12 protein-coding genes are annotated in these 14,104 nt (G+C 28.0%); 3 read left to right on the top strand and 9 right to left on the bottom strand.

Features of this window, described 5'->3' with window-relative positions:
* Positions 1-614 precede the first annotated feature (614 nt).
* Together BM027_RS16050 and BM027_RS16045 are read left to right on the top strand one after the other, a co-directional pair.
* A complete protein-coding gene (locus BM027_RS16050) occupies positions 615-1,652 on the top strand; it encodes a glycosyltransferase family 4 protein (protein WP_090094081.1) in 1,038 nt (345 codons plus the stop codon).
* 11 nt (positions 1,653-1,663) lie between these two features.
* Positions 1,664-2,686, top strand: a complete 1,023-nt coding sequence (locus BM027_RS16045) for a lysylphosphatidylglycerol synthase transmembrane domain-containing protein (RefSeq protein WP_090094079.1) — start codon at positions 1,664-1,666, stop codon at positions 2,684-2,686.
* A 220-nt stretch (positions 2,687-2,906) separates the two neighbouring features.
* Here BM027_RS16045 and BM027_RS16040 read toward each other — a convergent pair whose 3' ends face one another.
* The 5 genes from BM027_RS16040 to motA form a co-directional block, all read right to left on the bottom strand.
* Entirely contained in the window at positions 2,907-4,103 is a 1,197-nt protein-coding gene (locus BM027_RS16040; RefSeq protein ID WP_090094077.1) for a glycosyltransferase family 4 protein, read from the bottom strand.
* Positions 4,104-4,453: 350 nt separating this feature from the next.
* Positions 4,454-5,440 (bottom strand): AmmeMemoRadiSam system radical SAM enzyme, encoded by a 987-nt coding sequence (amrS, locus tag BM027_RS16035; RefSeq protein WP_090094075.1) that lies wholly within the window; start codon positions 5,438-5,440, stop codon positions 4,454-4,456.
* Positions 5,441-5,443: 3 nt separating this feature from the next.
* Positions 5,444-6,853 carry an AmmeMemoRadiSam system protein A gene (gene amrA, locus BM027_RS16030; RefSeq protein ID WP_090094073.1) on the bottom strand — a complete coding sequence of 470 codons (1,410 nt, stop codon included), beginning with the start codon at positions 6,851-6,853 and terminating at the stop codon, positions 5,444-5,446.
* A gap of 309 nt (positions 6,854-7,162) precedes the next feature.
* Positions 7,163-7,906 carry a flagellar motor protein MotB gene (locus tag BM027_RS16025; RefSeq protein WP_090094071.1) on the bottom strand — a complete coding sequence of 248 codons (744 nt, stop codon included), beginning with the start codon at positions 7,904-7,906 and terminating at the stop codon, positions 7,163-7,165.
* A 17-nt stretch (positions 7,907-7,923) separates the two neighbouring features.
* Complete coding sequence (gene motA / locus BM027_RS16020) at positions 7,924-8,709, bottom strand: flagellar motor stator protein MotA (protein WP_090094069.1); 786 nt, start codon at positions 8,707-8,709, stop codon at positions 7,924-7,926.
* Positions 8,710-9,334: 625 nt separating this feature from the next.
* Here motA and BM027_RS16015 point away from each other — a divergent pair.
* A complete protein-coding gene (locus BM027_RS16015; RefSeq protein ID WP_090094068.1) occupies positions 9,335-10,342 on the top strand; it encodes a PLP-dependent cysteine synthase family protein in 1,008 nt (335 codons plus the stop codon).
* 175 nt (positions 10,343-10,517) lie between these two features.
* Here BM027_RS16015 and BM027_RS16010 read toward each other — a convergent pair whose 3' ends face one another.
* From BM027_RS16010 to BM027_RS15995, 4 genes are read right to left on the bottom strand one after another with little or no spacing between them, the layout of a single operon-like run.
* The gene (locus BM027_RS16010) at positions 10,518-11,186 is read right to left on the bottom strand and encodes a class I SAM-dependent methyltransferase (RefSeq protein ID WP_090094066.1); all 669 of its coding nucleotides are present in this window, start codon (positions 11,184-11,186) and stop codon (positions 10,518-10,520) included.
* A gap of 47 nt (positions 11,187-11,233) precedes the next feature.
* On the bottom strand, positions 11,234-12,286 hold the full coding sequence (gene pseI / locus BM027_RS16005; RefSeq protein WP_090094065.1) for a pseudaminic acid synthase: 1,053 nt from the start codon (positions 12,284-12,286) through the stop codon (positions 11,234-11,236).
* Between the two features lie 17 nt (positions 12,287-12,303).
* Complete coding sequence (locus tag BM027_RS16000; RefSeq protein ID WP_090094063.1) at positions 12,304-13,041, bottom strand: cytidylyltransferase domain-containing protein; 738 nt, start codon at positions 13,039-13,041, stop codon at positions 12,304-12,306.
* On the bottom strand, positions 13,029-14,024 hold the full coding sequence (locus BM027_RS15995) for an ATP-grasp domain-containing protein (RefSeq protein WP_207647602.1): 996 nt from the start codon (positions 14,022-14,024) through the stop codon (positions 13,029-13,031). Before BM027_RS15995 ends, BM027_RS16000 begins: the two co-directional genes overlap by 13 nt.
* Positions 14,025-14,104: the final 80 nt, after the last annotated feature.

Below are 14,104 nucleotides of genomic sequence, written 5' to 3'. Positions count from 1 at the left end.
AATAGAAATAACATTTATTAAAGAAGACTAGAAAAATTTCGCTAAGGCATATGAACAAAATAACAAGTCAAAGATGTGACGTATATTTTGAGTCAGACAAGAAAGTAATATTAGTCAATAGTAGACTATTAGCTAATGTTACTGACGTAGTATGACTCAAAATAGACTAGCATACTGACTTGTTATTTTGTTTTATATGCCTAAGAGTTTCTAACATTTAAAGTTGTACCCATAAAAGATTGCTCCTAATATGCATTAGGACAATCATTTATGGAACAACTTCAAATGAAGAAACTCTAAGCTTATTTTTCAATGCTTCTTACACAAATGTTATTTCTATTTCTTTTTTGAATATACATCATATCAGTAAATGATTTGTATTATGAGACAGCCCCATTTTTTTAACTTATCTCATCTATTCTTATTATTTCTATATTAAATTAAAACTTGTATCTAGAACTCTGTTTGTGTTTGCTATTTACTAAAATCAATCAAATTTAGATTTTATTTTATACAGTTTAAATTTAACTTTAAAATCAGAATATATAATAAAAAATTACAAAAACTAAATATGACAATTATAATTCGAAAAACCATTTGAAAGGGGATTTTTTATGCCTACTATTAATATGCTTTCTTCAGCGGATAAAGTAAAAGGTCAAGGGGTCTTATCAGCTTATATTGAGCAAGTAAATTTAGTTAGAAATGGACTTAATGATGATTATAAAGTTAAAATAAATAATTTTAATTTATGTGATATTATGCACTACCATACCATTGACTTTAAATTTTTTTTAAGTATCCCATTTTCAAAACTATTAGGTACAAGTGTAGCTTATGTTCATTTTGTGCCTGAAACCATAGACGAAAGTTTAAAACTACCTACTTTAGTAAAAAAAATATTTTACAAATACATAATTTGGTTCTATAAAAGTGTTGATCATTTAGTTGTGGTTAATCCATATTTTATTGATGTTCTTAAAAAATATAAAATAGATGAACATAAAATAACCTATATACCTAACTTTGTATCTGAAGATAGTTTTTATAGATACGATAAAGAAAAGATATATGCTATAAAGCAAAGGTATGCTATTCCATTAGAAAAGTTTGTTGTTTTAGGCGTAGGTCAAGTTCAAACTAGAAAGGGAGTTATGGATTTTATTGAAGTTGCTAAAAGCCTTCCACATATTCAGTTTATATGGGCAGGCGGTTTTTCTTTTGGCTCCATAACTGATGGATACAAAGAACTTAAAAAAATTTTTGAAAATCCGCCTGAGAATGTTAAATTTTTAGGTATTATTAGTAGAGATGAAATGAATGATATCTATAATGTTTGTGATTTAATGTTTTTGCCTTCTTATAATGAATTATTTCCAATGTCCATTCTTGAATCTATGGCATTAAAAATCCCTGTACTTTTAAGAGATTTAGATATATATCATACTATTTTATTTGATTACTATTTAAAGGGAAAAAATACAATGGAATTCGTCAAAATTATAAACTCTATGCAAAAAAAAAGAGATGATTATAAAACTTGGTGTAATAACTCATGGAAGTGCCATGAATTTTATTCTAAGGACTACGTATTAGAAATGTGGAAGCAATTCTATGATGACATATATTCTAAGAAGAATAAAAAAGTTTAGGAGTAACAAAAATGAAAAATAAAATATTTAATTCAATTGTAGTAATAGTTTCTTCCTGCATTTTTTTATCATTTTTCCTTTTTACTAAAGGCTTAAATTCTTTGATTAAAGAACTAAAAACATTAAATGCCTCATGGATACTGTTGGCCGTTATACTAATGCTTTTGTTTTGGGTCTTTGAAATGCTTGCCTTATACATAATAACTAAAACATTTTATAAAACAAGTAATTTACTTATTAAATCATTTAAATTTGAAATGATTGGTCAATTTTTTGGTGCTGTTACACCCTTTTCAGCCGGAAGTCATCCTGCTCAACTATATGCAATGATTGAAAGTGAAATTCCCGCTGGAATAGCTGGTTCTATTTTAATGATAAAATTTATAATACATCAAGCTATAAATATAGTTATTTTAGCTTTATCATTTTTGTTTAAATTCAATTATTTTAACTCAAGGATTAACTACTTTCTATACTTTTGTATTTCAGGCCTTGTTGTTCATGTAATGATTATGATATTTGCAATATTATTTTCAATTAACGATAAGATAACTAAGAATATATTAATATTTATTTTTAAAGTATTAAAAAAATTTAGACTAATAAAAAATACGGAATGTACTTATAAAAAAATTGAAATCGAATTAGAAAATTTCCATAAAAATGCATCCTTAATAACTAAAAATATAAAAATGTGCATTTATGCATCGATATTTACATTTCTTCAATGGATAACTTTTTTTAGTATACCTTATTGTATTTATAGAAGTTTTGGTTTTAATTCAGCTGATATATTGACCATGATTACTGCCCAAATCTTTTTAATAAACTTCATGGCAATTATCCCTCTTCCTGGTGCAGTGGGAGGTGCAGAAGGTGGATTTTATTTAATTTATAGTTTATTTTTTAAATCAGATACAATTATAACAGCAATTTTTATATGGAGAATACTAACTTATTATTCATCAATAGCTATAGGCAGTATATTTACTTTGGTACTTCCAAATTCAAATTTAAAGAAAAACAAAAACTAGTATAGTAAACTTTGAACTATACTAGTTTTTGTTTAAGACACATGAAAGAAAATAATGGATCAAAAATGCGTCGCATATTTGGTGTCAGACAAGGATGCAAGTTAAGTTAATATCAAGCTATTAGCTGAATTGGCCGACACAGTATGACGCAAAATATACAGGCATACTAGTTTATTATTTTTTTGAATGTGCCTAAATATTATTTGTCATATTTATCTTTTTAGGCTTTATGGTTTGTCAATTTTAACAACTGAACAATCTCTTCTTTATTAGCGTGTATAATACCAGAATAGTTATCCAATACTTTATTTGCAAAAATATTGCTGGAATATTCATTAGCTTTAATAATAGCTTCCTTTCTCATCCTATCTCTCAAATAAGTATCTCTTAATATTTTATTTATATAATAAGTAAATTCGCATTTCTCCTTATATGAAAAGCCATTCTTTCCTTGTTCAATTACTCCATCTATGCAAGCATCATATTTGCAAACTACTGGACACCCACTACTTAATGCCTCTATATAAGTTAATCCTTGAGTTTCACTAGTAGATGCTGTAACAAATATTTCAGCCATTTTATAATACTTATAAACTTCTTCTGCATTTATCATTCCTGTAAAAATAACATTATCTTTTATATTTTGTTCTTTAACCTGATTTTTCAACTTGTTTAAATACGGTCCTCCACCTACGATTAAAAGTTTTATATTTTTAAATTCCTTTATAACACACGGTAAAAGTGTTAAAATCTCACTTATATTTTTCTCTTCTGCTATTCTCCCAACATAGGCTATAATTCTATCCCCCTGATTAATTTGTAATTCCGACATAATTTCTTGTTTTTCTTCTAATGATATTTCTTGTTGAAATCTACTTAAATCTATTCCTGTTGGTACTACATAAATAGGCTTATTTACTCCATAACTTAATAGTGTATTTTTAGTTTTTTCTGTTGGAGCTATAACACCATTTAAACTGTTTAAAAGTATTTTAGTTATTTTTGCCGATGTACTTTTATTAATTATCTTTCCACCTAATAAATAATCTAGATAATTTTCATACATAGTATGATATGTATGAATATGTGGAATATTCAATTTATTGGCAATATATTTAGACACTAACATCATAGAAAATTCTGTTTGAGAATGAATAACATCCGGTTTCCACTTAACGACTTCATTTATAAGCTTATTATGCAAAGGAACCTTAATTCTAGCATCAGGATAAACTCCAATCTTAATAGACTTTAAATAGTACACATCTCCATCTACTCTTTCATCACCAGTATGAGATAAGGTCAAAACTTTAACATCATGTCCTTTATATTTTAATTCTTTATATAAATTGTTTATTGACGTAACAACTCCATTTATCATAGGAGAATATGTATCTGTTGTTATTAAAATTTTCATTCATTTTGCCTCCTATAACTATAATACATAGTTATTGTTTCCATTAATAAAAAAACAAACCTAGAACTTAATGGATACCAAGTTAAAATTTAATATATTTAGGCACAATCAAAAAAATAACAAGTCCATTTGCTAGCCTATTTCCCATCATAGGAAGCTCGACTCGCATACGCTCACTGAGTAAGCGATTCACACCAAATCATAGATTTGGGTTCACTGCTCACGTCGACAAATTGACCTAATAGGCCTGCTATGAGGTCAATTCGTCTCCTTGCCTGATGAAAAATATCCATTGCAACTTTGGACTTGTTATTTATTTTCATGTGCCTTATTAAAACCTAAGAATCACTTTATAAGACTATATATATACTTTCACCACACTTATCACACTTATTTTCCTTCATGAAAATCTCAACACTATATCCATCTCTTCTTATAAGTAAATTACCACACTTTGAACAATAGGTATTGTTATCTACTCCCATAACATTTCCTACATAAACATATTTTAAATATTTCTTAGCTTCTTTACATGCACTCATTATTTTTTCTACTTCTGTAGCATGATTTTCCATCTTATATTTTGGAAAGTATCTACTTAAGTGAAGTGGTATGTTTTGATCTACACTTGCTATAAACTGTGCTATTTCTCTTGCTTCTTCTACTGAATCATTTTCATCACTAACTAATAATGTTGTTATTTCAACATGACAGTGTTTACTACTTTTTCTTATTGTTTCTAATACTGGTTCTAGTTTTGCGCCACAAATTTTATTATAATATCTATTGGTATAACCCTTTAAATCAATATTCATAGCATCAACAAATGGAAGTAGTTTTAATAATGGCTCTTCATTTATATAGCCATTAGTTACTATGACTACATTTATATCTTTATTAAGTTCTTTAATCTTTTTTGCCACCTCATAAATGTACTCATACCACATAAATGGTTCATTATATGTAAAAGCAACCCCTGCATTATTTTCTATTGTTGGAATAGTATTAATTAGTTCTTCTACACTAATATATTGTGTCTTTGGTTTATTTTGAGATATCTCATAATTTTGACAAAAGCTACAAGTCATATTACATCCAAAGCTTCCAAGAGATAATATATTTTTTGAAGGTTTGAAATGATATAAAGGCTTCTTTTCTATAGGATCAACCCCTATTGAAGTAACTTCTCCATAATTTATGGCAATAGGAACATTGGATTTAACCTTTCTTACTCTACATAATCCAAACTTTCCTTCTTCTAATATGCAATTATGTGGACATACTTTGCATCTAACTTTTTGCTCTAATTCTTCATAAAACAATACTTTATGATCCAACCCTTATTCACCTTCTTTATATCTTATAACTTCAAATTTTTCTATACCATACTCATCATTTTTATCTATTCCTGCTTTTTCACAAGCAATATTTAATTGGTCTTCTATATGATCTACTCCTTCAAGATCTGGTAATAATAATCCTCTCTTATATCCTTTAAAAACTATTACTCCATATTTTTTAGGATTTAATTCTTCTTTAGTTGCACTCACTGAATCCATAAGTATATCTACTGATATATCTATATCTTTTAATTCTGACTCATCTACCTTAAAAAATCTTGGATCATTTAAAGCTGCTTCTACTGAATTTCTTATTATTTCTTCTCCTACAGAATTTGTTGTAGGTGATATCGTTCCTATGCATCCTCTAAGTTGACCAAACTTTTTTAAAGATACAAACACTCCATGTTTTTCACTCAAAAGTTCACTAGGTAAATTGGAGATATCTATCATCTTTTCTCCATGAGTAAAATAATAATTTAAGCTTTTCCTTGCTAATTTAACATAATGATTTGCACTAGTTAACTTTTTCTTTAATCTTTCTTCTTTACATTTTATTATGCAATCTAAATTATTCTTATCTTCTTCTCCTTTTTCAAATTTCATAACTCCATATCCTACCCCAAAAGGACCTTCATAAGATAAAATTTCTCCCTTAACATTCTTTCCTTCCATAGCTCCAAGAAGTATTAAAATAGAGTTTAATCCACATTGTCCTGCTTCCTCTATCATAGTTTTATTCATATTGAATACTTCACTAACATCACCTTTTTGAAGGTTTTCTAATAAAGTTTTATCAAACTTTTCTCCATATGGTGAATATGAATACGGTCCCTCATCCTTAAGTTTGTGCGAAAGATCTCCGCTAGCTATTACTGCAGTTTTTCTATTTAATTCTTTAGCTACCTTTTGAAGATTCATACCAAATTTATATAAGTTTACATCACCTATCATAGAATAATTAATATGCACTAATTTATATTCTTTATAATATTTATTTATAAAATATAAAGGAACCATAGTTCCATGATCTAGTTCATAACTTTTATTAAATCTATTTAGTAACTTAGAATCTACAAGTGCTGATGGAATATGTTCATAATCACACAAGCTAATAAGCTTACTATTGAATTCTTTGTCTATTGGAATATCCATTTTTACATTTATGCATCTAAATTGACGTAAATCACCAAAAATTCTTTCTTCATTTGATACTGCTATAGCATCTGAAAACATAGTAGCATGTGGAGTTATAAGTATTATTGTTTCTGGTTTAATATCTGCTATTTCTTTTCCTATCTTATTACAAGCATTTGAGGTTGCTTCTATCTTTTTTTCTTCACCCTTGCCTATGTCTGGAATTATTATTGGTGGATGTGGCATTAAATAATATCCTAATATATTTTTCATAATTACACCTCTTATAAAATTTTATAAAGTGATTCTTAGGTTTAGATGGATTTTGCTTATAAGAAATACTCTCTCCATCTGAATCTTAGAAGAACTTATCCAGCCACGTAACAGTGCTTATCCCCCACTTTGATAGAAAATAGGGGGTGTTAGCAATGGTAGCGATCGGATACAGTTATTTTTACATATTTTTTTATTACTATGCACTATATATACTACTAAAACTCTCTTAAATCTAAAAATAACCCATTTTTCAAACACAATTTTTAATGTGTCCGAAAAATGGGTTACAATTATATGTAACAATGTTTATTTTTTAGTTGCTTCTGTTTTTGCAGGATACTTACGACCTACAAAAATTTCTACTCTTCGATTTTTAGCTCTACCATCTTCTGTAGAATTATTAAATTTAGGTTTCTGATCACCATAAGCCTGAATCGATACTTTTTCTTGCTTGATTCCTCCTGAACCAACCATAAAATTCATTACATTTATAGCACGTATTGCACTTAGATCCCAGTTAGAACGAAATTTTTCATTATTAATTGGCATATTATCTGTATGTCCTACAATTTTAATATCATTATCTAAATTAACAAGCATACTTGAAATTTTTAAAAGTAAAGGAGATACTTCTTTTAATACATCTGAATCACCCGAATTAAAAAGTATAACATCCTGTATAGAAACCTCTAGTCCTCCTTCATTAAGATCAACTTTGACCTTATCAGAATATCCTTGTTTTCCAATTTCTTCTTCTATTTTTTCCTTCGTTTCAGTCATGTTTTGTTCTTCTGTTGCAGTATTATTAGAATCAGACGTACCAGCTTGTTCTGTAGCAATCGTTGCATTACCAGAACTTTGTAACATACCACTACCACTTGAGAAAATAACACTAAATTGTTCACTAGTTTTTTGTAATTTTTCTTTATCTACCTGACTCATAGCAAACATAACAATAAAGAGCGCCAATAGTAGTGTTAGCATATCTGCATACGGAATAAGCCATGATTCATCAACATGCTCTTCATGATGTACTTTTTTCTTCTTCATCCTTATCCTCCTTTACTTTAGTTTTGACTACTGTTTCCCTCAATCTCACTTCTATCTTTTGGTTCCAGCATACCTACCAGTCTTCTCTCAATACTCTTTGGGTTTGCTCCTGACTGAATAGCTAAAACACCTTCATATATAATACGCATACTGCTTATTTCTTCATGAGATTTTCTTTTTAACCTAGACGCAAAAGGATGACAGGCTACATACCCAACAAAAATTCCATAAAGAGTTGCAACAAAGGCCCCTGCTATCATATGCCCAAGTTTTTCAGTATCATTTAGATTTCCAAGAGCACCAATTAAGCCAACAACAGCTCCTAAAACTCCAAGTGTTGGTGCCGCAGCACCTGCTGCTGTAAAAACTGCAGCACCATTACGATGCCTTTCTTCCATGCTCTCAATCTCCATATCTAAAATTTCACTTATAACTTCTGATTCCAAACCATCGGCTACCATTTCTAATCCTTTTTTCATGAATTTATTTTGCATATTCTGTACTGTAGTTTCAAGCGACAATAATCCATTCTTTCTAGTTGATTGTGATATTTCCACGATTTCTTTTATAATTGAAACTGGACTTTCTCCCCCTTTTTCTCTAAACAGAGCTCCTATAATTTTAGGAATTGAAAGGAATTCCTTTTTCGGGAAAGAATTCATTACCGCAGCAGCCGTTCCAATAAGAATTATAATCGCCGCAGCAGGATTTAATAATACTGCAACATTTGCACCTTTTACAATCATTCCTACAATAACCGCAAGAAGACCTGTAGTAACACCTATAATCAAAAAAATATCCATGTTTATCCCCCTTAAATAATGTGTATGTTTTTAAGTATGCAAAATATTGAAAAACCAAATCTATTAGGGTACTCAACAATTTTCAGTAAATTGTAATCACTATTCAGAGAAACTCATTTCTTATAAAATAAAATGCTCTTAATTATAAATAAAATAACCTTTATAAAAGCTTGTACACTGCCAAACAACTTATATTTTTCACAATAATTAAATATAAATTATTTACAAGGATTTCAAATTTCTTTTTATTCACATTAGACATCTACAACCAAGTTTTAACTATTAAGTTCTCCATCTAGTACTTTTTCCCTTAAAATTTTGCAAACTTCTTATTAAACTATAATACCATAATACTTATCAATCGAAAACTATTTTTTAATTCTTTGTTTTCAACTAATAATTCACAATATTCTACATCAATGTATTTAATCGCCCATTTTAGCCTTTTTTCCTAATATACCTTTCTTCAATGTATTAAAAATATAATAAACTTAGGTTCATAAAAATTAGATATCATCTTCTATAAATCTTCGTCTTTAAATTATTTTCAAACTGAAACATTCAAAATTGTTTGATATTTTGCATACACTGATTATAAGCTTATAGTTTAAGATAGGAGTTTTTTATGAATAATATATTTAATAAAATAAGTAATTTAGAAAAACTTATTGGCAATACTCCATTAGTTGAAATTTTATTTAAATACAAAGGAAAAGAAATGAAGATTTACACTAAGCTTGAGTACTATAACTATACAGGTAGTATAAAAGATAGGATGGCTTTATATATCTTAAAAAAAGCCTATATGGATAATAGGATTAAAGAACATGACACCATAATAGAAACTACTAGTGGCAATACGGGTATATCCTTTGCTGCTATAGGTACTTATCTAGGTCATACTGTTGATATATATATGCCTGATTGGATGAGTGATGAGAGAAAAAATTTACTTAAAAGTTTCAATTCAAAACTTCACTTAGTTTCTAAAAATGATGGTGGATTTTTAAAATGTATCTCTATTACAAATGAAATTAAATCAACTTCAAAGAATGTATTTCTTCCTTGTCAGTTTTCTAATAAAGACAATGCTACAGCACATTATCTTTCTACCGGACCTGAAATATGGAATAGCCTACAAAAAATTGGAGTTAAACCTTCAGCTTTTGTAGCTGGGGTAGGTACAGGTGGAACAATTATGGGAATAGGTAAATATTTAAAAGAAAAAAATCCCAATATGAAGATTTACCCATTAGAACCTTCGAACTCTCCAACTTTATCGACGGGAATTCAAGTACATGAACATCGTATTCAAGGAATTATTGATGAATTTATTCCCCCAATATTGAATCTTAATAGCTTAAATTCAATAATTAATGTTGATGATGGCGACTCTATAATCATGGCTCAAATGTTATCAAAAAAATTAGGCTTAGGAGTAGGAATATCATCAGGAGCGAATTTCCTAGGTGCTATAAAAGTTCTTGAATTAACTAACAATAAAGCAACAGTTATTACAGTATTTGCGGATGATAATAAAAAATATTTAAGTACTGATTTAGCAAAAGATGAACTAATAAAAAAAGGCTTCATTTCTTCTTATGTAGAATTATTATGTCTAAATAGAATATAACTTAATTTGTGCTAGTTAAAAGGTAATAAATTCTGAAATTAGTAATAATAAATCGAAATACTCTATATAATTAACTCTTTTAGCAAAGCTAATATTTAAAAAATTAAGCTACTTATTAATTGGGAGTATTTCAATTATGAAATACCCCCAATTATAAGAATATATTTGTATATTCTTATAATTTTTTAGCTGATATATGCCACCAAGAACTTTTTTCTTTTAAATTATTGGTATTCATTTCAAATTTTTCAATATTATAAATTTCAAATCCAGCATCATTGTATAACTCTTTTAGCTCTTCTATTGTTGCAAAATAATATGCTAATCCTTCACGGCCACTAGTATATAAAAAATAAAAATTTTTTTCTATTCTTTCTCCTTTTTTATACATATAATCTTCTGTAGTCCTCCAATTAGCCCAAAAAACACCATCTTTTTTTAATACTCTATTTATACTTTTAATCAGTAGTTTTCTATCTTGTAAATTACTAAAAAAAAGACTACCACAAGCCACTACTGCATCTAAAATATTATTTTCTATGGGTATATCAGTATTACTATTTTGTTTAATCACAACCTTAGAATTTTTAATTTTTTTACATCTCTCTTTAGTAATTTCTACGCATTCTTTACTATAATCAACTCCATACATTTGGAATCCTTCATATACAAGTGCTACTGTGTTTCTCCCTGCACCACATCCTAAATCTAATACTTTTATACTAGTTTTATCATATTGATTGAAAGTTCTGTTCATAAATCTAATTATATTTTCATCAGGCCATTTTAAATAAGCTACTCCAACCTTTTCTCCCCACTTTTTCTTTTGATCATTAATATCCATAATAATTACCACCCCTTTTATAAATAATTAAGATTACTAAATGTGTATTAATCAATATAATTCCATCCTAATGGTGTTCCCTTTTTTAAATTACATCTTGCTTTTTTGCCAATAATACTTTCATAGTATCTTGTATGTAATCCATAACATGGTCTAATTGAACGAACGTTTTTTGTTGTAAACACTTCACCTTGTCCAATATCTTCAACTACATATAATGATCTAGATCGACCTTTACTGCTTTTTTGTTTTTCAGTTAATTCATAAGTTGCTTTTCCCATCGCTTTTTCTACTATTCTTATATTTTTAACCATCTTTTTAAATTCTTTTGGTTCCATTGAAAATATTGAATCCGGTCCACCATCTTCTCTTTTTAGTGTTAAATGTTTTTCTACTATCTTGGCGCCAATAGCTACAGAAGCAATTGCAACTGAATCTCCTAATGTATGATCTGATAATCCAGTAATGCAATCAAAAGTTTCTTTTATATTCGGTATAGTTTTTAAATTAATGTCCTCATATGGTGTTGGATATGCTGAAGTACATTTTAACAGAATTATATTATCATTTCCTTCTTCTTTGCAAGTTCTAACCGCTTCTTCTATTTCGCTCATATATGCAATTCCTGTTGATATAATAACAGGCTTCCCTTTACTTGCAATTTTTTTAATCATTGGAATATCATTTATTTCAAAAGAAGCTATTTTATAAGCTGGCATGTCCATTTCTTCCATAAAATCTACTGCGGTCAAATCAAAAGGTGAAGAGAAACATATTATATCTAATTCTTTTGCTAACTTCATCAATTTTGGCTGCCATTCCCAAGGTGTATATGCAGTTTTATATAATTGATATAAATTCATTCCTTCCCATGGGCTTCCAGTAGTAGCTAAAAATTCTTCTCCATTACAATCTATAGTTATTGTATCTGGTGTATAGGTCTGTAATTTAACTGCATCTGCTCCAGCTTCCTTTGCCGCAATCATAATTTTTACAGCTCTATCGTAATTCATTAAATGATTGGCTGATATTTCAGCAATAATAAATGTAGGTTCTTCCTCTGATATCTTTCGTTTACCTATATATATTTCTTTATTCATTTTTACACCCTCTAGTTTTATTTTTTAAAATCTTTTTGTCCTATATTAAAATTAATCTTTTCAAGTTTAGGATTTGATTTAAACAAATTTAATATATCGTCTAAATAAAAATCATGTTTGCCTTTATATAAATTCATATATATTTCTGAAATTAGATTCCAATCTTCTTTAGTATCTAATGTAAGTCTATATTTTGAATAATCTATTTTACTTTTGTAGTAACATTTATTTTCAAGATTTTCGTATAAATAAGGTGTTACATGTTCCCTTTGATACTTCTCTGTAGCATTTATAAATGCATTTTTTAATTGCTCAAATGAGAAAATAGAAATATCCAGTCCTCTTGGATAGGTACGTTCTTTTTCTTCATTAGGTGCATTAGTAACAATATCATATTTATTATTTAAATAAAATAAAATAACTTCATCTAAAATCTTTGGATCAATTAATGGACAATCTGAAGTTATTCTAATAACTGTATCAGCCTTATACTTTTGAGCTGCATAATAATACCTTGATAACACATCATTTTCGCTTCCCCTAAAAACTTTTACTCCACATCTTAATGCTTCTTGCTCTATGATAGAGTCCTCCTCGTTTAAAGTAGTTGCAACTATAATATTATTAATATATTGTGCTTGCCTAACTCTTTCAATACAATGTGCTAATATAGTTTTTCCACACAAATTTTTCATTGCTTTTCCTGCTAACCTGGATGAACCCATTCTTGCTTGTATAATTGCTATAGTATGCATTCTACGTTCTCCCTTGCTTTTAAATCAATTATTTTTGCATCCTTGTATTTCATCATACAAACATCCTCTTCATATTCTCCAATACATGACTTATTAGTTTTATTCATCATATTTTGAACAATATATTCAGGAAAATTTATGCCGCATGCATGTGCATGTAAATATGCACCACCAAATCTAGGATTAACTTCTGAAATATAATATTCATCATTAATCTCAAAAATATCAATATCTATAGCGCCAATCAAATTTGTCTTTTCAACAAACTCCTTAATTAAATCAAATAATTTCTTATCTCTAAATGATACACTTTTATCTGTTTCTCCACCTAACATTCGTATCTTCTCTTTTGAAAAAATTGATACTGTCTTTTTAGATATCAAATCTATATATACATCAACTCCAATTTCTCGTCCAACCATTAATTCTTGAATTAACATACCCTCACTTTTTTTAAATATAAATTCTAAAGTTTCAATGTCATTAATTATTCTAATTCCATTACTTCCACAACCTCTATTAGGTTTTATAAATACCGGAAAACTAATCTTTTTATTTTTATTTCCTTCCTTAAAATCTTCAAGTGTATTATAAGTTAGTTGCGTTTTAAATCCATTCTTATTCAAGTATTCAAACATAGCATATTTATCAAAACACATCCTAATAGCATCATAATCTGATATTAAGCACTTTATCCCTAGATTATTAAATTCTTTTTTATGCTTAGATATAACAAGTAAATCATCTTCTAATAATGGAATTATTAAAGAAATTTTTTCTTTTATACATATTTCCTTTACTTTATTAATGTAATTTTTATCAATATAACGTGGAACAATATAATATTTATCTGCATCATATAATGCTGGTGCTAATTTACTACAATCTGCCACAATTATATTTCCAACCGATGCTAATTCCTTTTTAAAATAATTCACTAGTTTGTTTCGTGTACCAACATCTAAAATTAAAATGTTATTCACTATAATTCCCCCTAATATAACTAATTATTTTCTAAAATTTAATTAATACAAAACATATCTTTTTTCACTCATTTGTTTGA

The organism is Clostridium uliginosum (assembly GCF_900112485.1).
GTDB classification, from domain to species: Bacteria; Bacillota; Clostridia; order Clostridiales; family Clostridiaceae; genus Clostridium; species Clostridium uliginosum.
Note: the sequence above shows the minus strand (reverse complement) of the source record. Positions and strands in the feature narration are given on the sequence as shown.

What these genes read in the sequence shown, in the direction of transcription:
- BM027_RS16050 (WP_090094081.1), top strand. Translation starts at nt 615, where the DNA reads ATGCCTACTATTAATATGCTTTCTTCAGCGGATAAAGTAAAAGGTCAA.
- BM027_RS16045 (WP_090094079.1), top strand. Translation starts at nt 1,664, where the DNA reads ATGAAAAATAAAATATTTAATTCAATTGTAGTAATAGTTTCTTCCTGC.
- BM027_RS16040 (WP_090094077.1), bottom strand. Translation starts at nt 4,103, where the DNA reads ATGAAAATTTTAATAACAACAGATACATATTCTCCTATGATAAATGGA.
- amrA (WP_090094073.1), bottom strand. Translation starts at nt 6,853, where the DNA reads ATGAAAAATATATTAGGATATTATTTAATGCCACATCCACCAATAATA.
- BM027_RS16025 (WP_090094071.1), bottom strand. Translation starts at nt 7,906, where the DNA reads ATGAAGAAGAAAAAAGTACATCATGAAGAGCATGTTGATGAATCATGG.
- motA (WP_090094069.1), bottom strand. Translation starts at nt 8,709, where the DNA reads ATGGATATTTTTTTGATTATAGGTGTTACTACAGGTCTTCTTGCGGTT.
- BM027_RS16015 (WP_090094068.1), top strand. Translation starts at nt 9,335, where the DNA reads ATGAATAATATATTTAATAAAATAAGTAATTTAGAAAAACTTATTGGC.
- BM027_RS16010 (WP_090094066.1), bottom strand. Translation starts at nt 11,186, where the DNA reads ATGGATATTAATGATCAAAAGAAAAAGTGGGGAGAAAAGGTTGGAGTA.
- pseI (WP_090094065.1), bottom strand. Translation starts at nt 12,286, where the DNA reads ATGAATAAAGAAATATATATAGGTAAACGAAAGATATCAGAGGAAGAA.
- BM027_RS16000 (WP_090094063.1), bottom strand. Translation starts at nt 13,041, where the DNA reads ATGCATACTATAGCAATTATACAAGCAAGAATGGGTTCATCCAGGTTA.